This window comes from Rubellimicrobium aerolatum, from assembly GCF_017872975.1.
Lineage (GTDB): Bacteria > Pseudomonadota > Alphaproteobacteria > Rhodobacterales > Rhodobacteraceae > Rubellimicrobium > Rubellimicrobium aerolatum.
This window is the reverse complement of sequence record NZ_JAGGJP010000004.1, coordinates 209,624-230,201: the sequence shown is the minus strand read 5'-3', so window position 1 is coordinate 230,201 and position 20,578 is coordinate 209,624. Positions and strand designations below refer to the sequence as shown.

At 71.9% G+C, this 20,578-nt stretch carries 19 protein-coding genes, 1 tRNA gene and 1 pseudogene; 11 read left to right on the top strand and 10 right to left on the bottom strand.

All coding sequences use genetic code 11. The features are described from left to right. Positions 1-111: 111 nt before the first annotated feature. Positions 112-1,143 carry a flagellar motor switch protein FliG gene (locus J2Z33_RS06855; RefSeq protein WP_245218625.1) on the bottom strand — a complete coding sequence of 344 codons (1,032 nt, stop codon included), beginning with the start codon at positions 1,141-1,143 and terminating at the stop codon, positions 112-114. 89 nt (positions 1,144-1,232) lie between these two features. After that, on the bottom strand, positions 1,233-1,385 hold the full coding sequence (locus J2Z33_RS06850) for a hypothetical protein (RefSeq protein ID WP_209839223.1): 153 nt from the start codon (positions 1,383-1,385) through the stop codon (positions 1,233-1,235). 247 nt (positions 1,386-1,632) lie between these two features. On the opposite strand from J2Z33_RS06850, the gene J2Z33_RS06845 reads away from it, so the two are divergent. Further along, complete coding sequence (locus tag J2Z33_RS06845; RefSeq protein ID WP_209839221.1) at positions 1,633-2,250, top strand: helix-turn-helix transcriptional regulator; 618 nt, start codon at positions 1,633-1,635, stop codon at positions 2,248-2,250. 7 nt (positions 2,251-2,257) lie between these two features. On the opposite strand, the gene purB is transcribed toward J2Z33_RS06845, so the two are convergent. Next, positions 2,258-3,565, bottom strand: coding sequence for an adenylosuccinate lyase (purB, locus tag J2Z33_RS06840; protein ID WP_209839219.1), 1,308 nt, complete (start codon positions 3,563-3,565; stop codon positions 2,258-2,260). A 100-nt stretch (positions 3,566-3,665) separates the two neighbouring features. Between purB and J2Z33_RS06835 the strand changes: the two genes are divergently transcribed. Together J2Z33_RS06835 and J2Z33_RS06830 are read left to right on the top strand one after the other, a co-directional pair. Beyond that, positions 3,666-4,073 carry a DUF6314 family protein gene (locus J2Z33_RS06835; protein WP_209839217.1) on the top strand — a complete coding sequence of 136 codons (408 nt, stop codon included), beginning with the start codon at positions 3,666-3,668 and terminating at the stop codon, positions 4,071-4,073. 67 nt (positions 4,074-4,140) lie between these two features. Beyond that, a complete protein-coding gene (locus J2Z33_RS06830) occupies positions 4,141-4,788 on the top strand; it encodes a biotin transporter BioY (protein ID WP_245218624.1) in 648 nt (215 codons plus the stop codon). A gap of 70 nt (positions 4,789-4,858) precedes the next feature. Here J2Z33_RS06830 and J2Z33_RS06825 read toward each other — a convergent pair whose 3' ends face one another. The 3 genes from J2Z33_RS06825 to J2Z33_RS06815 form a co-directional block, all read right to left on the bottom strand. Then, entirely contained in the window at positions 4,859-5,704 is an 846-nt protein-coding gene (locus J2Z33_RS06825; protein ID WP_209839215.1) for a hypothetical protein, read from the bottom strand. 243 nt (positions 5,705-5,947) lie between these two features. Further along, on the bottom strand, positions 5,948-7,351 hold the full coding sequence (gene glnA / locus J2Z33_RS06820; protein ID WP_209839213.1) for a type I glutamate--ammonia ligase: 1,404 nt from the start codon (positions 7,349-7,351) through the stop codon (positions 5,948-5,950). A gap of 53 nt (positions 7,352-7,404) precedes the next feature. Next, entirely contained in the window at positions 7,405-7,743 is a 339-nt protein-coding gene (locus J2Z33_RS06815; protein ID WP_209839211.1) for a P-II family nitrogen regulator, read from the bottom strand. A 173-nt stretch (positions 7,744-7,916) separates the two neighbouring features. Between J2Z33_RS06815 and J2Z33_RS06810 the strand changes: the two genes are divergently transcribed. The 3 genes from J2Z33_RS06810 (at position 7,917) to tig (ending at position 11,240) form a co-directional block, all read left to right on the top strand. Further along, on the top strand, positions 7,917-9,593 hold the full coding sequence (locus J2Z33_RS06810) for an NAD(P)H-hydrate dehydratase (RefSeq protein WP_209839209.1): 1,677 nt from the start codon (positions 7,917-7,919) through the stop codon (positions 9,591-9,593). A gap of 194 nt (positions 9,594-9,787) precedes the next feature. Beyond that, positions 9,788-9,872: transfer RNA gene (locus tag J2Z33_RS06805), tRNA-Leu, on the top strand. Between the two features lie 42 nt (positions 9,873-9,914). Continuing rightward, positions 9,915-11,240, top strand: a complete 1,326-nt coding sequence (gene tig, locus J2Z33_RS06800) for a trigger factor (protein WP_209839207.1) — start codon at positions 9,915-9,917, stop codon at positions 11,238-11,240. Between the two features lie 193 nt (positions 11,241-11,433). Here the strand turns inward: tig and J2Z33_RS06795 are convergent, their stop codons facing one another. From J2Z33_RS06795 to rpsF, 4 genes are all read right to left on the bottom strand, one after another. Continuing rightward, positions 11,434-12,135, bottom strand: a complete 702-nt coding sequence (locus tag J2Z33_RS06795) for a hypothetical protein (RefSeq protein WP_209839205.1) — start codon at positions 12,133-12,135, stop codon at positions 11,434-11,436. A gap of 225 nt (positions 12,136-12,360) precedes the next feature. Beyond that, complete coding sequence (gene rplI, locus J2Z33_RS06790) at positions 12,361-12,930, bottom strand: 50S ribosomal protein L9 (RefSeq protein WP_209839203.1); 570 nt, start codon at positions 12,928-12,930, stop codon at positions 12,361-12,363. 10 nt (positions 12,931-12,940) lie between these two features. Beyond that, a complete protein-coding gene (rpsR, locus tag J2Z33_RS06785; RefSeq protein ID WP_209839201.1) occupies positions 12,941-13,168 on the bottom strand; it encodes a 30S ribosomal protein S18 in 228 nt (75 codons plus the stop codon). A 17-nt stretch (positions 13,169-13,185) separates the two neighbouring features. Beyond that, positions 13,186-13,629 carry a 30S ribosomal protein S6 gene (gene rpsF, locus J2Z33_RS06780; protein ID WP_209839200.1) on the bottom strand — a complete coding sequence of 148 codons (444 nt, stop codon included), beginning with the start codon at positions 13,627-13,629 and terminating at the stop codon, positions 13,186-13,188. 230 nt (positions 13,630-13,859) lie between these two features. Between rpsF and fabD the strand changes: the two genes are divergently transcribed. The 5 genes and pseudogenes from fabD (at position 13,860) to fabF (ending at position 20,539) form a co-directional block, all read left to right on the top strand. Then, entirely contained in the window at positions 13,860-14,813 is a 954-nt protein-coding gene (gene fabD / locus J2Z33_RS06775) for an ACP S-malonyltransferase (RefSeq protein WP_209839198.1), read from the top strand. After that, on the top strand, positions 14,813-15,550 hold the full coding sequence (gene fabG, locus J2Z33_RS06770; protein WP_209839196.1) for a 3-oxoacyl-[acyl-carrier-protein] reductase: 738 nt from the start codon (positions 14,813-14,815) through the stop codon (positions 15,548-15,550). The genes fabD and fabG overlap by 1 nt, the downstream gene beginning before the upstream one ends. Positions 15,551-15,739: 189 nt before the next feature. After that, positions 15,740-15,973: an acyl carrier protein gene (locus J2Z33_RS06765; RefSeq protein WP_139080740.1), complete on the top strand. Its 234-nt coding sequence runs from the start codon at positions 15,740-15,742 to the stop codon at positions 15,971-15,973. Positions 15,974-16,198: 225 nt separating this feature from the next. After that, positions 16,199-18,646: pseudogene (locus J2Z33_RS18820) on the top strand (AMP-binding protein); the annotation flags it as partial. A 633-nt stretch (positions 18,647-19,279) separates the two neighbouring features. Next, complete coding sequence (fabF, locus tag J2Z33_RS18265) at positions 19,280-20,539, top strand: beta-ketoacyl-ACP synthase II (protein WP_245218672.1); 1,260 nt, start codon at positions 19,280-19,282, stop codon at positions 20,537-20,539. The last annotated feature ends 39 nt before the right edge of the window (positions 20,540-20,578 follow it).

The window sequence follows — 20,578 nt, the reverse complement described above, 5'->3', positions numbered from 1 at the left end:
CGGTTCCCGGCACGATCGGCCCGACCCCTGGACGCACCTCGGGGCGCCGGGGCGGGGAGCCCCCGGCCGACCGCGCGGCACCCTCGCCGGGGGCCGCCGACGGGACGCCGGTCATCCTTCCCCGGCCTCGTCGGGCTCGATCAGCTCGATCTCGCCCATGGCGGCGCGCTCCTTGACGGTGGTGACCACGGCGCCCTGCGCCGCGTCGGCGTCGGCGGGCTTGATGCGCGTGATCCCCTCCATCTCCTCGCGGATCGAATCGGCGAGGCGCTGCGGCAGGTTGCCCAGGATGAAATCGACCGTGGCCGCGTCCTCCGCCTTGCCCTTCCGCCCGGCGGCGAGCGCCAGCGCCACGACCTTGGGCTCCAGCTCGCGCAGGATGCGCGGCACGTCGGGGCCGCGCAGGCGGAACGGGATCTGGGCGAAGGTGAAGATCGACTTGCGGACCTCGGCGGCGAAGCCGCTATCCCGCACCTCCAGCCCGTCGAGCACGTCCTCGCGCGTGACGGGGGGCGAGGAGTTGAGGATGGCGCCCACGCGCTCCCCCGCAGGCTGCGGGAAGGCCGAGGGCGGAGCCATGCAGTACTCCTCGGCCAGGGCGCGGCCGATCCGCAGCACGGCGTCCGGAGCGATGCCGCTGGTGCGCGAGACGGCGTAGGTGATGCGCCGCGCCTGCTCTCCGGGCAGCTTGCCCAGGACCTCGGCGGCGCGGGCGACCGGCAGCTTGGACAGGGCGACCGCCGCGACCTCGATGCTCTCGCGCGACAGGAGGGCCGCCAGCTCGGGCGTGCCGAGCGCCGCCACGGCGGACCAGGGGTCGTTGCCGGTCTGCACGGCCTTGGCCTTGAGCCGGGCGACGGCGGTCGGGCTGATATGGCCCGACAGGGCCTTGATCGCCTCCTCCTCCCCGCCCTTGACGGCGAAGCCCACCCCTTCCAGCTCGTCGGCGAACTCGGAGATCACGGCGTCGAGGGTGCCCCGATCGACCACGTTGAGCCGGGCCATCGCGCGCGTCAGCTCCACCTGCGAATCCTCGGTGAGCTGGGACAGCGGCGGCTTGAGCCCGTCCGTCAGGAGGAAGCGGACGACGATGGCGGCCTTGCGCCGTCGGTCGAGCCGCGCGGCGTCGTGGGCGAGGGTCATGTGAGGCATCCTGGCGCGTTCATGCCGCCAGGATGACCCGGATCCGTTAGGATTCGGTTGACGGCGCGGGACCGATCAGGCCCGCGTCGTCAGCCGGTGACGGGGACGCAGGTGGCGCTTTCCCGGTCCCAGGTGGTGCCCTGGGCGCAGGTCATGGCCTGCTGGTCCGAATGGCCCGAGCAGGCCGCGCGGGCCGAGAGGGGAAGGACGAGAAGGGCTGCGGCGAGGAGAAGGCGAGTCATGGGAGGCTCCCTTGATGGACCGTGGCCCGAAGCTAGCACGTCCTGCCCCTGCGGCAACGCGCTCCGTCGCGCAAAGGCGCGAAGCGGCGCGGATCGAGAGGCCGTTTCCGGCAAGTGCATAAACTTATACGGATTTGGTCGTTGCCGCGCCCATCCCCGCGCGCCTATGGTCCCGCCGATCAGCGGGGCACGACGGATGTATGCGGGACGGGATGGGGTTCGGGGATTCGCCGAGGACGGGCCCCCGATGGCCGTCCCGGCGGTCGATTCGCTGACGCTCGATCTCGGCCTCCTGGCCCCGGCCGGACACTACCTCGCGCTCCGCGTCGGCTTCGCCTTCCCGCTGGAGGAGGAGAACCGCTTCCCCCGCCCCTGGGTGGAGGACTACGCCCGCCACGGCCACCTGCCCTGGGACCCGCTGATCCGCTGGATCTACGGCGCGGAGGGCAGCATCCGCTGGAGCGAGGTGGCGCTGCCCGACCCGCGCGGCGTCCTGGACCTCGCGCGCCGCCACGGCCTGGCCTTCGGCGCGGCGGTCTCGGTCCTCGACGGGGAGGAGGGGGGGCCGCGCAGCTACGGCCTCTTCGCCCGCCCCGACCGGGAGTTCCTGGCCGAGGAGATCGCCCTCCTCGCCGCCCATGTGGAGGCTCGGCACCGGGCGCTCTCGCCGCCCCGCAACCTTACCCTGGCCGAGTTGGAGGCCCTGCGGCTGGTCAAGGACGGCCAGCGGCTCAAGCAGATCGCGCACCGGCTCGGCGTGACCGAGGGGGCGATCAAGCAGCGCCTCAAGAACGCCCGCCACAAGCTCCGGGCCAAGACCGGGGCCGAGGCGATCTCGCGCGCGGTGGGGTTCGGGCTGATCTGAGGGGGGCTCAGGCCCCCCCGAACACCCGCGCGAAGATCGTGTCCACGTGCTTGAGGTGATAGCCCAGGTCGAACTTCTCCTCGATCTCGGCGGGAGACAGCGCCGCCGTCACCTCCGGGTCGGCCAGCAGCTCCTCGCGGAAGTCGGCCCCCTGCTCCCAGACCTTCATGGCGTTGCGCTGCACGAGGCGGTAGGCGTCCTCGCGGCTCACCCCCGCCTGCGTCAGCGCCAGCAGCACGCGCTGGCTCATCACCAGGCCCCGGAACTTGTTCATGTTCCGCAGCATCGCCTCGGGGTAGACGACCAGCCTCTCGACCACGCCCGCCAGCCGGTGCAGCGCGAAGTCGAGCGTCACCGTGGCGTCCGGCGCGATGGCGCGCTCGACGCTCGAATGGCTGATGTCCCGCTCGTGCCAGAGCGCGACGTTCTCCAGCGCCGGCGTCACCGCCGACCGCACGAGCCGCGCGAGGCCGGTCAGGTTCTCGGTCAGAACCGGGTTCCTCTTGTGGGGCATCGCGGACGATCCCTTCTGGCCGGGCGAGAAGTATTCCTCCGCCTCCAGCACCTCGGTCCGCTGCATGTGCCGGATCTCGGTGGCGACGTTCTCGATGCCGGAGGCGATCACGCCCAGGGTGGCGAAGAACATCGCGTGGCGGTCGCGGGGGATCACCTGCGTGGAGATCGGCTCGGGCCGCAGGCCCATCATTCGGCAGACGTGCTCCTCCACGAAGGGGTCGATGTTGGCGAAGGTGCCGACCGCGCCCGAGATGGCCCCGGTCGCCACCTCGTCGCGCGCGCGGGCGAGGCGCTCGCGGTTGCGGTCCATCTCGGCGTAGAAGCGGGCGAAGGTGAGGCCCATGGTCGTCGGCTCGGCGTGGATGCCGTGGCTGCGGCCGATGCGGGGGGTGTCCTTGTGCTCGAAGGCGCGGGCCTTGAGCGCGGCGCAGACGCGATCCAGCCCCTGCGACAGCAGGTCGGCGGCGCGGCAGAGCTGCACGTTCAGGCAGGTGTCGAGCACGTCCGAGGAGGTCATGCCCTGGTGGACGAAGCGCGCCTCGTCCGGGCCGACGATCTCGCCCAGATGGGTCAGGAAGGCGATGACGTCGTGCTTGGTCACGGCCTCGATCTCGTCGATCCGGGCCACGTCGAAGCTCGCGTCCTTCGCGCGCCAGACGGCTTGCGCGTTCGCCCTGGGGATCACGCCCAGCTCGGCCTGGGCGTCGCAGGCGTGCGCCTCGATCTCGAACCAGATGCGGAAGCGGGTCTCGGGCGACCAGATGGCGACCATCTCGGGGCGGGAGTAGCGGGGGATCATGGCGGGCCTCGGCGGACTGGGATAAGGGGCTCCGTAGGGCGGGCGTCAGCCCGCCACAAGGGCGGAACGGAGGGATGGCGGGCAGACGGCCCGCCCTGTGATGCTGCATCTTCGCGACTTCCTCGGCCAATGGCGCATCGCGCGCATCATCGACGACCGGCTCGGCCCGCCTGGCCGCTTCGACGGCGCCGCCCGGTTCACGCCCGACGGCGAAGGGCTGCGCTACCGCGAGGAGGGGACGCTCCGCCTCGGGGGCCTGACGCTCGCCGCGCATCGCGACTACCTCTGGCGCGCGGACGAGGGCGGCATCGCCGTCCTGTTCCCCGACGGCCGTCCCTTCCACCGATTCCGCCCCGAGGGCCGCGCGGCGGGCACCGACCACCCCTGCGGGCGCGACCTCTACCGAGTCGCCTACGACCTCACGTCCTGGCCCGACTGGGCGGCGGAATGGACCGTCACCGGCCCGGCCAAGGACTACACCATGGTCTCACGCTACCGCCCCGATTGAGACAACTTGCGCGGATCGGGGCCTTGCGCCACAAGTTCCCCGACAGAACCAAGGAGGAGGCCCCCGCATGGCCCAAGGGATGACGCAAACGGCCTGGCCCGTCCTCGCGGAGCTCGGCACCCGCGAGGACGGCCCGGCCCGCCTCGCGCGGCAGGCGATGCTCGTGGCGCTGGGGATCGCGGGGCTGACGCTCGCGGCGCAGGCGCAGGTGCCGGTGCCGCCCTCGCCGGTGCCCGTCAACCTCGGCACCTTCGCGGTGCTGGGCCTGGGCGCGGCCTACGGGCCCCGGCTCGGCCTCGCCACCATCCTGGGCTACATGGGCCTGGGGGCGCTCGGCGCCGACATCTTCGCCAGCTCCTCGGCCGGGAACAACGGCCTCGGCTACATGATGGGCGCCTCGGGCGGCTACCTGCTGGGCTACGTGCTGGCGACCGTGCTGCTGGGCGCGCTCGCCCGGCGCGGCTGGGACCGCTCGGTGGGCCGGATGGCCTTCGCCATGCTGCTGGGCAACGTCGCGATCTACGTCCCCGGCCTTCTCTGGCTCCAGCACGTCGTCGGCTCGGGCGCCTTCGACCCGGCGACCTACGCCTCCGTCTGGGACCAGACGCTCGCCTGGGGCCTCACCCCCTACCTGATCGGCGACGCGCTCAAGCTCGGCCTCGCCGCGCTGCTGCTGCCCGTCGCCTGGAAGCTCGTGGGCTCCGCCCGCGCCTGAGCCCGCCCGCCGGGATCACGAAGGGCCGGAGCCTCCCGGGGCTCCGGCCCTTCCGTTTCGCGGCCCGGCCTCAGAACGCCGAGGTCAGCAGGAACTGGAGCCCGCCCAGCCCCACGAAGTGGTCGGCCATCCCCAGCGTCACGCCCGAAACCGCCATGACCCGCCCGCTGGTGTTGATGTTGGCGCCGCGCGTCAGGCTGTAGGTCAGCATCGCCGCGCCCACCGGCAGCGCCACCAGCATCAGCGTGACGTCCATGAGATACGCCAAGAACCGCAGCCGCAACGGCGACCGGCCCCGCCGCGCCTCCTCGGCGCAGGCCCGCGCCGCCGCCGGGCCGTCCGGCACGGGCTGCCCCGCGCGCCGCGCCGCCAGCGTCATCTCCAGCCGGGCCATGAGGCGGGGCAGGTCGGCCGGCTCCAGGAAAGGCCGGGGGGCGGGGTCGCGGGCGGGCCGCGCCCTCTGCTCGGCCTTCACGGCCCGCGCCGCGCCCAGCCGCGCGGCGAGCCCGGCGGTGTAGGCGTCGATCAGCGCCGGCGACACCACCTCCTCGCAGGTGGTCCAGATCGTCTCCTGCGGGGTCCATCGGCCCAGCAGCCGCTCGGCGATCAGCCGCGCCAGGAGGCCCCGCCGCTCCGCGAGCCGCATGTCGCGCCCCTCGACGGGCCGGTGGCTCACCGCGACGGTGATGACGGCCGTGCCCGCCCGGTCCACGTCGCGCGCCAGCGCCAGCGCGACCCGCGCCGGGCCCATGTCGATCAGCGCCGTCTCCTCGCCGGCCCAGGACAGCCGCCGCTCCTCGGCCCCATGCGCCGAGAGCGCGGCGTCCAGATCCTCCATCAGCCCCCCGAATTCCAGGTCGGGCGTCCGGCCATAGACGAGCTGGCCGATGGTCGTCCGGGCGGGGGGCGGGGTCATCGCGGATCGCTCCTGCGGGTCGGGGACGGGGCCCGTTCGGTATGGCCACCGGCCGCGCCGGCGGCCGACGAGCAAGGCTTGCCGCGTGCGCGGCACGAACGCAACCGCCCAATTGCAACTGCGACGAGAAGTCCGTTGCCTGTGCGGCGAGGGCTCCCCGGGTCGCGCGCGCGCCATGCGAAGAAGGGGCACCCCTCGCGGGACGCCCCTTCCTGATCCTCGCGGACTCGCCCAGGGGGCGAATCAGCAGGAGTAGTACATCTTGTATTCGACCGGGTGCGGCGTGTGCTCGAAGGCGTAGACCTCCTCCCACTTCAGCGCCATGTAGCCCTCGAGCTGGTCGCGGGTGAACACGTCGCCCTGGAGCAGGAACTCGTGGTCCTTCTCCAGCTCTTGGAGCGCCTCCCGCAGGGAGCCGCAGACGGTCGGGATCGCCGCCAGCTCCTCGGGGGGCAGGTCGTAGAGATCCTTGTCCGAGGACGGGCCGGGATCGATGCGGTTCTTGATGCCGTCGATGCCGGCCATCAGCAGCGCCGCGAAGGCGAGGTAGGGGTTCGCCGACGGGTCGGGGAAGCGGGCCTCGACGCGCTTGGCCTTGGGCGATTCCGCCCACGGGATGCGGATGCAGCCCGACCGGTTGCGGGCCGAGTAGGCGCGCAGCACCGGGGCCTCGAAGCCGGGGATCAGCCGCTTGTAGCTGTTCGTGCCGGGGTTGGTGATCGCGTTCAGCGCCTTGGCGTGCTTGAGGATGCCGCCGATGAAGTAGAGCGCCTCCTGCGACAGGTCCGCATACTTGTCGCCGGCGAACAGGGGCTTCCCGTCCTTCCAGATCGACATGTTGACGTGCATCCCCGACCCGTTGTCGCCCGCGATGGGCTTGGGCATGAAGGTCGCCGTCTTGCCGTAGGCCTGCGCCACGTTGTGGATGACGTACTTGTACTTGAGGATCTCGTCGGCCTGCTTGGTCAGCGTGCCGAAGATGATGCCCAGCTCGTGCTGCGTGGAGGCCACCTCGTGGTGGTGCTTGTCCACCTTCATGCCCATCCGCTTCATGGTGGACAGCATCTCGGAGCGCAGGTCCTGCGCGTCGTCGATCGGGGGCACGGGGAAGTAGCCGCCCTTGATGCCCGGACGGTGGCCCATGTTCCCGGCCTCGAACTCGGCGTCCGAGTTCCAGGCGGCGTCCACGCCGTCCACCTCGAACGACACCTTGTGCATGGCGACCGAGAAGCGGACGTTGTCGAAGATGAAGAACTCGGCTTCCGGGCCCATGAAGGCCGTGTCGCCGATGCCCGTCGCCTTCAGGTAGGCCTCGGCCTTGACGGCGGTGCCGCGCGGGTCGCGCGAATAGGGCTCGCCGGTGTCGGGCTCCACCACGTTGCAGTGCACGCAGATGGTCTTCTCCGCGAAGAACGGATCGACATAGGCGCTGTCCGCATCGGGCATCAGCTTCATGTCCGATTGGTCGATGGACTTCCAGCCGGCGATGGAGGAGCCGTCGAACATGAAGCCTTCCTCAAGGAAGTCGGCATCCACGAGGTCGGCGACCACGGTGACGTGCTGGAGCTTGCCGCGCGGGTCGGTGAAGCGGATATCGACGTATTCCGCCTCCTCCTGCGCGATGAGGTCGAGAAGCTTGTTGGCCATGTCCCCTGTGCTTTCTCTTGGGTTGTCCTTGTAGGCGTCACCGCCCGCGATGGTCAGAGCGCGTCGTCCCCGGATTCCCCGGTGCGGATGCGGATCGCCTGCTCGATCGAGGAGACGAAGATCTTGCCGTCGCCGATCTTGTCGGTGCGGGCGGCCCCGATGATCGCCTGGACGGCGGCCTCGGCCTGCTCGTCCGGCAGGACGACCTCGATCTTCACCTTGGGAAGGAAGTCCACGACGTATTCCGCGCCGCGATACAGCTCGGTGTGGCCCTTCTGGCGGCCGAAGCCCTTGACCTCCACGACCGACAGGCCCTGCACGCCGACGTCCTGGAGCGCCTCCTTGACCTCGTCGAGCTTGAACGGCTTGATGATCGCCTCGATCTTTTTCATGGCGGCGCCACGCTCCCCTTGTCCCGAGGGGCGGTATGGCCGGGGCGGCGGAGGGCTTCAATCCGGCCCGGCGGCCGGGCGGAGGCGACGTCGGCGGAAGCGCGCAGGTTGCGCGCTGGTTGTGCGGGATGGCGCGAAATAAGGCAGTTTGGAAACTGCCGGAGGAGGAAGCGATGGCGGCGATCCTGACGGCGGCGGAGATGCGGGCGCTGGAGCAGGCGGCCATCGCCAGGGGCGAGGTCACGGGCCTGGAGCTGATGGAGCGGGCGGGCCGGGGCGTGGTCGAGGCGATCCTGGCCGAGTGGCCCGAGATCGAGCAGGGCGCCCGCCGCGCCGTGGTGCTCTGCGGTCCGGGCAACAACGGCGGCGACGGATTCGTGGTGGCGCGGCTGCTGAAGGAACGGGGTTGGGACGTGGAGGCGTTCCTCTATGGGGACCCGGAGAAGCTGCCGCCGGATGCGAGCACGGCGTTCAGACGCTGGACGGCATCCGCACCGGCGCGACCGCTCGACACCTTGGTCGTGCCGGATGTGGAGCGCGACGGCGACGACGCGCTTCCGGACCTTTGGATCGACGCGCTGTTCGGGACAGGACTCGTGCGCCCTGTCCCGATCGACCTCGGGGCGCTGATCGACCACATCGAACTCGCGCGCGCCGAGGCGGGCGACAACCACCGGAGCAGGATCGTCGCCATCGACGTGCCAAGCGGCCTTGACAGCGACAGCGGCATGGAACGCTTCGAGCCGGCGCCGCCACCCTCGCAGGAGGTGGTGGATGACCTTGCGAGGCGCGGACTGGGACGGCTGGTCGCGCCGATCTACAGCCCGCTGTATTGCGACCTCACCGTGACCTTTCACAGCCTGAAGCCAGGACACTTGCTGGCGCACGGCCCGGATTGCTGCGGCAAGGTGGTCGTCGCCGACATCGGCCTCGGTCCGCAGTGGCAACCCCACAGGATCAAGCAAGTCGCCTGTCCCGCCGGGGATGGCTTGTCCAAGCGCACCGGCCACAAATACGCCCACGGCCACGCCCTCCTCCTTTCCGGCGGCTGCGGCCGGGGCGGCGCGGCCCGCCTCGCCGCCCGTGGCGCGCTCCGCATCGGCGCGGGCCTCGTCACCCTCGCCGTGCCCCCCGCCGCCCTCCAGGAGAACGCCGCCCGCCTCGACGCGATCATGCTGCGTTCCGTCCGCGACGCCGAGGTCCTGACCGACCTGCTCCAAGACTCCCGCCTCAACGCTCTCGCTGCCGGCCCCGGCCTCGGCACCTCCGACCGCGAGGCCGCGCTCCTGTCCGCCCTCCTCGACGCCTCCCGACCCGACGCCGGCAATCACCCCGCGCGGAAGGGCAGGGCGCTCGTCCTCGACGCCGACGCCCTCACGCTCCTCGCCCATCACCCCGCGCTGCGCGCCAAGCTCCATGCCCGCTGCGTCCTCACCCCCCACGACGGCGAGTTCGCCCGCCTGTTCCCCGCCATCGCCGAGAGGTGGCGCGCCCCAGCCACCACCGGCCCCGCCTACTCCAAGCTCGACGCCGCCCGCGACGCCGCCCGCGAATGCGGCGCGGTCGTCCTCCTCAAGGGCCCCGACACCGTGATCGCCGAGCCGAACGGGACGGCCGCCATCCACGCCGCCGTCCACGACCGCGCCGCCCCCTGGCTCGCCACGGCGGGCTCCGGCGACGTGCTGGCGGGCTTCATCACGGGCCTCCTCGCCCGCGGCCTCGCCCCCTTCGAGGCCGCCTGCGCCGCCGCCTGGCTCCACGTCGAGGCCGCGCGCTCCTTCGGCCCCGGCCTCATCGCCGAGGACCTCCCCGAGGAGCTGCCGAAGGTCTTCCGCGCCCTCGGCCTGTAGGGCGCCCCAGGGCCGGACCCGCTCCCCCGTCCTTCTTTGGCTCCAAATATCCCGGGGGGAGCGAAGCGGGGGGCGGCGCCCCCCTCCGGCCCCGCCGCAAGCCCGCGATTTTCCCCCTCGCGCGCCCCGTCCCCCTCTGCTAGGAGCCGCGCCAGCCAGAGGGGGGAGGGCTCGCCCGCCCTCCGTGGGACGTTGCGGGTGTGGCGGAACTGGCAGACGCACCGGATTTAGGTTCCGGCGCCGCAAGGCGTGGGGGTTCGAGTCCCTTCACCCGCACCACAAACGACGCGGCGCCGCGCGCCAGACGAGAGGATGAGGTTTATGCAAGTCACCGAGACGCTGAACGAGGGCCTGAAGCGCGGCTACACCGTCACCGTCACCGCCGCCGAACTGGACCAGCAGGTGCAGGCCAAGCTGGCCGAGATCCAGCCGCAGGTCGCCATGAAGGGCTTCCGCCAGGGCAAGGTGCCGATGGCGCTCCTTCGCAAGCAGCACGGCCCCCGCCTGCTGGGCGAGGCCATGCAGGAGGCCATCGACGGCGCGGTGTCCTCGCACCTCGAATCGACCGGCGACCGCCCGGCCACCCAGCCCGCCATCAAGATGACCAACGAGGGCTGGAAGGAAGGCGACGACGTGACCGTCGATGTCTCCTACGAGAAGCTCCCCGAGGTTCCCGCGCTCGACCTGTCCGACCTCGCGCTCACCCGCCTGACCGTCAAGGCCGACGACGCCGCCGTCGATGAGGCGCTGTCGAACCTCGCCGACACCGCCAAGTCCTACGAGGATAAGGACGGCCCCGCCGAATCCGGCGACCAGGTCACCATCGACTTCCTCGGCAAGGTGGACGACGAGCCCTTCGAGGGCGGCGCGGCCCAGGACTACCCGCTCGTGCTCGGCTCCAACTCCTTCATCCCCGGCTTCGAGGACGGCCTCGTCGGCGTCTCGACCGGCGACGTGAAGGACGTGGACGTGGCCTTCCCCGCCGACTACGGCGCCAAGCACCTTGCCGGCAAGGCGGCGGTCTTCACCTGCACCGTCAAGGCGGTGAAGGCCCCCAAGGCCGCCGCGCTGGACGACGACCTCGCCAAGCGCTTCGGCGCCGACGACCTCGACGCCCTGAAGGCCCAGGTCCGCGAGCGTCTGGAATCCGAATACCAGGGCGCCGCCCGCGCCGTCGCCAAGCGCGCGCTGCTCGACGAGCTCGACCGCCGCGTGGACTTCGAGCTGCCGCAGTCCCTGGTGGAAGCCGAGGCCGGCCAGATCGCCCACCAGCTCTGGCACGAGGACAACCCCGACCACCACGGCCACGACCACGACACCGTGGAGCCGACCGAGGACCACCAGCGCCTTGCCCGCCGCCGGGTGAAGCTGGGCCTCCTGCTGGCCGAGCTGGGCCAGAAGGCCGAGGTCAAGGTCACGGACGCCGAGCTGACCCAGGCCGTGCTCCAGCAGGCCCGCCAGTATCGCGGCCAGGAGCGGCAGTTCTTCGAGTTCATCCAGAACAACCCCGCCGCCCGCCAGCAGATCCAGGCCCCGATCTTCGAGGACAAGGTGATCGACCACATCTTCGCCCAGGCCAAGGTGGAGGAGCGCGAGGTCTCCAAGGACGAGCTGCAACAGGCCGTCGAGGCGCTCGACGAGGAATGAGGCGCGTCGGAAACGGTCCGGGGGGCCGTTTCCAGCGCCGAACGGCGGCCCCCGGGGGCCGCCGGCCACCACGCCCGAAGGACGATCAGGCCAAAGGCGCCCCCGGTGGGTGCCTTTTCCCATTCATGGCCTGCCGATCCCGCAGGGTGCGCGGTTCCCGGTCCTACAGCCCCGGAACCGCGCACCCTGTGACTTACGCCCCCAGATCCGACCACCTCAGCCCGTGCCCCTTCATTCGTGGCTTTCCAGCCTGATCGAGCAGACGGCGCGCCCTTGGGGCCCAATCTCCCAAGCGGAACTTTCGCGCGCTTGGGTGGTAGAACTTGCCAAAGATCGCGCGCCCGTCATCATGGACGTCCGTTTGGTATGCCGGTCCGGAATATCCCTCCAGATTTGGCGCGAAATAATCCCACAGACGGATTCCGCACGCGATCACGACCTCTGGTTCCAATTCGTCCAGCAGGCTCTGGACCGTCTCGGTCCCGGCCTTGAACATCCACTGATCGGGAACACGGTTCTCGCCCACGATCACGGGAACGAAATTGCAGAATGCCACCGACTGCCAGAACTCGGCAGTTCGGTCCCGCGTGATCCGGCCATCCGCATCGGCCGCCACCAGCCGCGCGATCTTGTCGAAGAATGGATACGGCCTTTCCGCCAACGCCAGTTTTTCCACGACCGTTCGCGTGAAACCCGGGGGCGTGGTGCCGACCATGCCTCTTTCGTTTTCGTCAACGTAATGCGACTCTCCCAGCACCAGCAACCGACGTCCCGCCGTGATCCCGGTCGGTGTGCGGTAATGCTCTCCCATCCAAGGACGAAAGGTCGGCAAGCCTCTGGCTCGCCAATCCTGTTCCAGCGTCGAGGGAGCGTCGCCCAGCGTATGCATTGTCATGAAGACCCGGTCCTGATTGATCGTTTTCAGCGGATTCCGTCTACCGCCGTCCGATCATCGGCGAACGAGCCGAGGTCAATCCGGTCCGCTCCATCCGATCTCAATCGGTGGCCCGAGTAAGAAACGGCCCGTTCGCGGAAACAACGGGATCGTCATCCGCCTCCCCAACGGAAAAGGGCCGCCCCGGTCTCCCGGAACGGCCCCCCAAGACGCCGGCGCGAAGGATCACTCCTCCTGCGCCGCGCCCCCGATGTCGTCGAACAGCTCGGCGATCTCGAACTCGGCGGCGGCCTCGGCCTCGGCCGCGAGCTCCTGGATCGACTTGCCCGAGGCCTGCAACTCGGCTTCCTCGGGCGAGCGGGCGACGTTCACGCGGATCGCCGTGTCCACCTCGGGGTGCAGCCGCACGGTGACCGTGTGGATGCCCAGGTCCTTGATCGGCGCGTTCAGGATCACCTGCCGCTTGTCCACCGAGAAGCCGCCGGCGGTCGCGGCATCAGCCACGTCGCGCGTCGTCACCGACCCATAGAGCGCGCCGCCGTCCGAGGCGGAGCGGATGACCACGAAGGTCTGCCCGTCGAGGGTCGCGGCGACGGCCTCGGCCTCCTTGCGGGTCTCCAGGTTCTGCGCCTCGAGCTGGACCTTGGTCTGCTCGAACTTGGCGACGTTGGTCTCGCTCGCGCGCATGGCCTTGCCCTGCGGCAGCAGGAAGTTGCGGGCGAAGCCGGGCTTGACGTTCACGACGTCGCCCATCTGGCCCAGCTTGGCCACGCGTTCCAGAAGGATCACTTGCATGGGGCGGTCCTCACTTCACGGCGTAGGGGAGGAGCGCCAGGAACCGCGCGCGCTTGATCGCCGTGGCGAGCTTGCGCTGGTTCTTGGCGCCGACGGCGGTGATCCGCGAGGGGACGATCTTGCCCCGCTCGGAGATGTAGCGTTGCAGCAGGCGCGTGTCCTTGTAGTCGATCGCGGGCGCGTCCTTGCCCTCGAACGGATCGGACTTGCGGCGGCGGAAGAAGGGTTTCGTTGCCATCTGTCAGGCCTCCAAGATCAACGACGGTCGCGGGAGAACCCGCCACGATCACCACGGTCCTCGCGGGGGCCGCGATCTTCGCGCGGGGGGCGGTCGCCCCGGTCGCCGCGATCGCCCCGGCCGTCGCGGTCGCGCTCGTCGCGCTTCTGCATCTGGACCGAGGGGCCGTCCTCGTGCTTGTCCACCTTGATGGTCAGCACGCGCATCACGTCGTCATGGAGCCGCATCAGCCGCTCCATCTCCTGCACGGCCGCGGCGGACGCGTCCGAGCGCAGGAGGGCGTAGTGGCCCTTGCGGTTCTTGTTGATCTTGTAGGACATCGTCTTGACGCCCCAGTATTCGTTCGTGACCACCTGGCCGCCGTTGTCGGCGAGGACGGTCCCGAAATGCTCGATCAGCGCCTCGGCCTGCGCGTTCGACAGGTCCTGACGGGCGATGAAGACATGCTCGTAGAGAGGCATGGTCGCTCCTGGCTGCGCATTTCAAAGGGAGGGGGTTTCCTTGCCGCGCCCCGTCCCACGAGAGGATGCGCCGGTTTCATGGGCTCCGCGGAAGGATGGGGCCTTATACAGATGCGCCCGCCCGGCGCAAGGCCTGGCGCAAGGCCCGGACGGCCCGCGCAAGCCCCGCGCTTGCCCCATCCCCGGCCGCCCCCTATGACGGCGCCGGATTTCGTGAGGGAGGATCATCCATGCGCGCCTTCGTGTTCCCCGGCCAGGGGGCCCAGACGATCGGCATGGGCCGCGCCCTCGCCGAGGCCTACCCCGCCGCCCGCGCCGTCTTCGACGAGGTGGACGCGGCCCTGGGCGAATCCCTGTCGTCCCTGATCTGGGAGGGCGACGCCGAGACCCTCCAGCTCACCCGCAACGCCCAGCCCGCGCTGATGGCGACCTCGCTCGCCGCCCTCCGCGCGCTCGAATCCGAGGGCGTCGCCCTCACCGCCGCCGCCTACGTCGCCGGCCATTCTCTGGGCGAATACTCCGCCCTCTGCGCCGCCGGATCGCTGACGCTCGCCGACACCGCCCGCCTCCTGCGCCTGCGCGGCGAGGCGATGCAGGCCGCCGTGCCGGTGGGGCAGGGGGCCATGGCCGCCCTCCTCGGCCTCGACTTCGAGCAGGCGGCGGAGGTCGCCCGCGAGGCGCGCGCCGAGGGTGGCGTCTGCCAGGCCGCCAACGACAACGACCCCGCGCAGGTCGTCGTCTCCGGCACCCGCGAGGCGGTGGAGCGCGCGGTGGAGATCGCCAAGGCCAAGGGGGCCAAGCGCGCCCTCCTCCTTCCCGTCTCCGCCCCCTTCCATTCCGCCCTGATGCAGCCCGCCGCCGAGGCCATGGCCGAGGCACTGGCGGGCGTCACGCTCCGCGACCCCGCCGTGCCGCTGGTGGCGAACGTCACCGCCGCCCCCGTCACCGACGGCGCGGCGATCCGCGACCTCCTCGTGCGGCAGGTGACCGGCTCCGTCCGCTGGCGCGAATCCGTCCAATGGCTGGCCGCCAACGGCGTCACCGAGGCGTGGGAGATCGGCGCGGGCAAGGCGCTTTCCGGCATGATCCGCCGCACCGCGCCGGGCGTGGCCACCCGCGCGGTCGGCACCCCCGAGGAGGCGCGCGCCGCCAGCGCCGCCCTAACCAACCAAGGAGCCGCCTGATGTTCGACCTCCACGGCAAGACCGCCCTCGTCACCGGCGCCTCGGGCGGCATCGGCGCCGCCATCGCCCGCGCGCTCCACGGCGCGGGGGCCACCGTCGGCCTCCACGGCACCCGGCTCCCGCCCCTGGAGGCGCTGAAGGCCGAACTCGGCGACCGCGCCCATGTCCTCCCCGCCGACCTGTCCGACCCGCAGGCGCTCGCCGCCCTGCCCAAGCAGGCGGAGGAGGCGATGGGCCGCCTCGACATCCTGGTGAACAACGCCGGCATCACCCGCGACAACCTGTTCATCCGGATGTCCGACGACGACTGGGACGACGTGCTCGCCGTCAACCTCACGGCGGTCGCGCGGCTGACCAAGGGCGCGATCCGGGGCATGATGAAGGCCCGCTGGGGCCGCGTCGTCAACGTGGGCTCGGTGGTGGGCGCGACCGGCAACGCCGGCCAGGCCAATTACGCCGCCGCCAAGGCCGGCCTCGTCGGCCTGTCCAAGGCGCTCGCGGCGGAACTCGCCGGCCGGGGGATCACCGTCAACGTGGTGGCTCCCGGCTTCATCGCCACCGCCATGACCGACAAGCTGAACGACGACCAGAAGGCCGCGATCCTGACCCAGATTCCCGCCGCCCGCATGGGCGACCCTTCGGAGATCGCGGCCGCCGTCCTCTACCTCGCCTCCCCCGAGGCCGCCTACGTCACCGGCGCGACGCTGCACGTCAACGGCGGCATGGCGATGCTCTAGGGGCGGCGCGGGGGCGGGGGCGAAAGCGTTTGCCACCGTTCAAATCTCTGCTATGACCCGCGCCGACACGGGACGGCGCGGCCTGCGACGAACCCCGTGGCCTTGCGTGGAACAAGGGGCCCCGCCCCGCGCTTCCCAGGGCTCAGGACTTTGACAGACGGGCCGCGGCCCAGGACAAGAGGACTTTCCATGAGCGACGTCGCCGATCGCGTGCGCAAGATCGTTGTCGAACACCTTGGCGTCGAGGAGGAGAAGGTGACCGAGAGCGCCTCCTTCATCGACGACCTGGGCGCGGACTCGCTCGACACCGTCGAGCTGGTCATGGCCTTCGAGGAGGAGTTCGGGATCGAGATCCCCGACGACGCCGCCGAGACCATCCAGACCTTCGGCGACGCGGTCAAGTTCATCTCCGAAGCCCAGTAAGCGGCCCCTTCGGGCGGACATTCAAGGGCGGCGCCCCCCGGGGGCGCCGCCCTTTTTCGTTGCGGCCGCCCTTGCCGCCCAAAGCATGCCATGGTTCCGCCCTATGCCCGATTAACGAATTGTTAAACATTTCCTTGCCCGCCGGGCCGGCGGGCGCAGGGTGGGCCGGACGCCCGACCCGTCGCAGTCGAAGACAAAGGCTAAGGACGATTCCCCGTGACGCGCATGGACCCGAGCCTTGCTTCCGCTCCCTTCTGGACCTTCCCCCTCGGTCGCGACGACCGGCCGGCGCTGATCGACCCCGCCGGGCGCGCCGTCACCTACGGCGAGCTCGCCGCCCAGGCCGACGTCTGGTCCGAGCGCCTGAGCGTCGCCGCGCCCGGCCCCTCGGCCCTGGTCGCGCTGGAGTTCGAGACCTCCGTCCCCGCCATCGCCGCCTATCTCGGCGCGCTCCGCGCCGGCCTGCCCGTCCTGGTGCTGGAGCCCGGCCAGCTCGGCCCGGAGAGCGCCATCGCCCGCGCCTGGCGGCCCGACCTCGCCATCGCGCCCCGGGACGGCGGGCTCGACCTCCGCGCCGCCGCGCCCGGCCCGGCCGACGGGCCCGCGCCCCACCCCGACCTGCGGCTCCTCCTGTCGACCTCCGGCAGCACCGGCGACCCCAAGCTCGTGCGGCTCTCGGGCCGCAACATCGACTCCAACGCCCGCGCCATCGCCGAATACCTCGGCCTCGGGACGGACGACCGCGCCGCCACCACCCTGCCGCTGTTCTACTCCTACGGGCTCTCGGTCCTCCATTCCTACCTCGCCGCCGGCGCGTCGCTGGCGCTCATCCCCGATTCCGTCACCGCGCCCGCGTTCTGGGACCGGGCCCGCGCCGCCCGCGTCACCAGCCTCGCCCTCGTCCCCCACCAGTTCGAGGTGCTGGACGCCGCCGGCTTCGCCGCGCTCGACCTGCCGTCGCTGCGCTACGTGACCCAGGCCGGCGGCCGCCTCTCGCCCGAGATCGTGCGCCGCGCCCACGCCAAGGGCCAGGCCCAGGGCTGGGACCTCGTGCTGATGTATGGCCAGACCGAGGCCGCCCCGCGCATCTCCTATGTCCCGCCCGAGACGCTGCCCGAGGCCTGCGACACCATCGGCCGCGCCATCCCCGGCGGCCGCCTCCGCCTGCTGGCCGAGGACGGCGGCGAGATCGCGACCCCCGGCCGCGAGGGGGAGCTGGTCTACGACGGCCCCAACGTGATGATGGGCTACGCCACGGCCCGCGCCGATCTCGCGCGCGGGCCCGAGGTCGTCGAGCTCCGCACCGGCGACATCGCCGAGATCACGCCCGAGGGCCTCTTCCGCATCACCGGCCGCTCCAAGCGCTTCGTCAAGCTCTACGGCCTCCGGCTCGGCCTCGACCGCATCGAATCCATGCTGGCCGGGCAGGGCCTCGCCGCCCGCGCCATGGCGGCGGGCGACCGCCTCGTGCTCCTCCACGACGACCCCGCGCGGGGCGAGGCCGTGCGCGAGGCGGTGGCCCGCGCCTACGACCTGCCCGGGGCGCGCATCCACGCCGCGCCGCTGGGCGGGGTGCCGCTCCTGCCCTCGGGCAAGGTGGACCAGCGCGCGCTCGCCGCCCGCGCCGCCGCCGTGGTGGCCCGCGACGAGGAGGCCAGCGCCCGGCGCGGCCGCCTCGACCTGCGCGAGGCGCTGCGTCAGGCCACCCGCGCCCCCGAGGTGGGGCCCGGCGACAGCTTCGTGTCGCTGGGCGGCGACTCGCTCAGCTACCTCCAGATGCAGATGACCCTGGAGGAGCATCTCGGGACCACCCCCGAAGGCTGGGAGCGCATGACGCTGGCCGAGCTCGAATCCCTCGCCACGCGCCGGCCCGCCGCCCGCCCGGTCGCGTCCCGGCTCGGCATCGACGTGCCGCTGCGGCTCCTGGCGATCACCCTGGTCATCGGGCAGCACGCCACCACCTTTCCGCTCTACGGCGGCACCTGGGCGCTGATCCTGCTCATGGGCTTCGGACTCGGCCGCTTCCAGACCGACCTGCTGGCGACGGGGCAGGCGGGCCGCTTCGCCCTGCGGATGCTGTTCCCGATCGTGCCGCTCTACGCCGGGCTGACCGTGCTCTACGGCCTGCTCAAGGGCGGCGGCGTGCCGGGCAGCTACGCGCTCCTCCTCGGCAACTACCACATCTGGACCGAGTCCTCGGCGCTCGAGCCCTACTGGTTCGTCAGCCTCTACGTCCAGCTCGTCCTCGTCGTGGCGCTCGCCGCCCAGGTTCCCGCCGCGCGGCGTGGCCTCGCCGCGCGGCCCTGGGCGGTCGCCTCGGGCGGCCTCGCGGCCTCGCTGGCGCTGCTCGGCGGCACGCTCCTGGCCTTCGGCCCCGACGCGCTCGCGCGGCTGCCGGTGCCGCACCACCCGCCCCGCGACATCCTCGAATGCCTGCCGGTCCTGATGCTCGGCTGGATGCTCCAGGCCGCCGCGACCCGCCGGGAACGAACCGCGACCCTCCTCGCCGGGGCCGTCGCCTGGGCCGCCATCGCCGCGCTCAACCCGGCGCTCGGCCCGCGCCTCGTCCTCGGCGCCGCGATCGTGCTCCTGCTCTGGAACCCGCGCCTGTCGGTGCCGCGCACCCTGGGCCTGATCCTCCAGCGCCTCGCCGGGGCCACGCTCTTCGTCTACCTCCTGCACGGCCTTCGGCCCCGACGCGCTCGCGCGGCTGCCGGTGCCGCACCATCCGCCCCGCGACATCCTCGAATGCCTGCCGGTCCTGATGCTCGGCTGGATGCTCCAGGCCGCCGCGACCCGCCGGGAACGAACCGCGACCCTCCTCGCCGGGGCCGTCGCCTGGGCCGCCATCGCCGCGCTCAACCCGGCGCTCGGCCCGCGCCTCGTCCTCGGCGCCGCGATCGTGCTCCTGCTCTGGAACCCGCGCCTGTCGGTGCCGCGCACCCTGGGCCTGATCCTCCAGCGCCTCGCCGGGGCCACGCTCTTCGTCTACCTCCTGCACGTCATCGTCATCGTCGGCGTCGCCCGCCTGCCGCTGCCCGAGGCCGCGCGCCTCGCCGTCGCGCTGGCCCTGTCCTTCCCGCTGGCCCTCGCCGTCAAGGCCGCCTTCGACCGGCTCGACCGCACCGGCCTGCCGCCGATGGGCCGCCGCCCCGCCCGCCGCCCCGCCTGACGCCCGGCCCGACGCCCCGCCTGACGCCCTCGCGCCCCGCGGGCCGCCTCCCCGGCGGGGGGCGGCCCCGGTTGCGGAGCCCGCCCCCCCTCTGTATGACCGGCCCCGCGCAACCCCCAACGGGAGGATTTCGGATGCGTCGTGTCGTCGTGACGGGCCTCGGCCTCGTGACCCCCCTCGCCGACGGGGTGGAGGAGACCTGGACCCGGCTTCTCGCCGGCCAGTCCGGCGCGCGCACCATCCAGGCCTTCGACGCCTCCGCCCTCGCGACCGACTACGCCTGCGAGGTCCGGCGCGGCGACGGCACCGACGGCACCTTCGACGCCGACCGCTACCTGGAGCCCAAGGACCAGCGCAAGATCGACGACTTCATCCTCTACGGCATCGCCGCCGCCCAGCAGGCGGTCGAGGATTCGGGCTGGGTGCCCGCCACGGAGGAGGAGCGCGCCCGCACCGGCGTCCTGATCGGCTCCGGCATCGGCGGCCTGAAGTCCATCGAGGCCACGACCCTCCTCCTCAGGGAGAAGGGCCCGCGCCGCGTCTCGCCCTTCTTCATCCCCGGCTCGCTCATCAACCTCGTCTCGGGCCAGGTCTCCATCAAGTATGGCTTCAAGGGCCCCAACCACGCCGTCGTCACCGCCTGCTCCACCGGCGCGCACGCGCTGGGCGACGCCGCCCGCCTCATCAAGTATGGCAACGCCGACGTCATGGTGGCGGGCGGGGCCGAGGCCGCCATCTGCGAGATCGGCATGGCCGGCTTCAACGCCTGCAAGGCGCTCTCCACCCGGCACGGGGCCGACCCGACCAAGGCCAGCCGCCCCTACGACGCCGACCGCGACGGCTTCGTGATGGGCGAGGGGGCCGGCATGGTGGTGCTGGAGGAGCTGGAGCACGCCCGCGCCCGCGGCGCCAGGATCTACGCCGAGATCCTGGGCTACGGCCTGTCCGGCGACGCCTACCACATCACCGCCCCCAACGAGGACGGCGAGGGCGCGGAGCGCGCCATGCGCATGGCGCTGGCCGACGCCGGCCTCCAGCCCGCCGCCATCGACTACATCAACGCCCACGGCACCAGCACCATGGCCGACGTGATCGAGCTGGCGGCGGTCGAGCGTCTCATGGGCGACGCCGCCGCGTCGGTCACCATGTCCTCCACCAAGTCGATGACCGGCCACCTCCTCGGCGCGGCCGGAGCGATCGAGTCGATCTTCTGCATCCTCGCCCTGCGGGACCAGATCTGCCCGCCGACGATCAACCTCGACACCCCGGCGGTCGAGACGCCCGTGGACCTCGCCCCCAACCAGGCCCGCCGCCGCGAGGTCAGGATCGCGGTGAACAACAGCTTCGGCTTCGGCGGCACCAACGCCTGCCTCGTCCTCGGGGCCGCGCCGTGACGGGCGCCGCGTCGGCCCGCCGCCCGCCGCGCCCCTTCG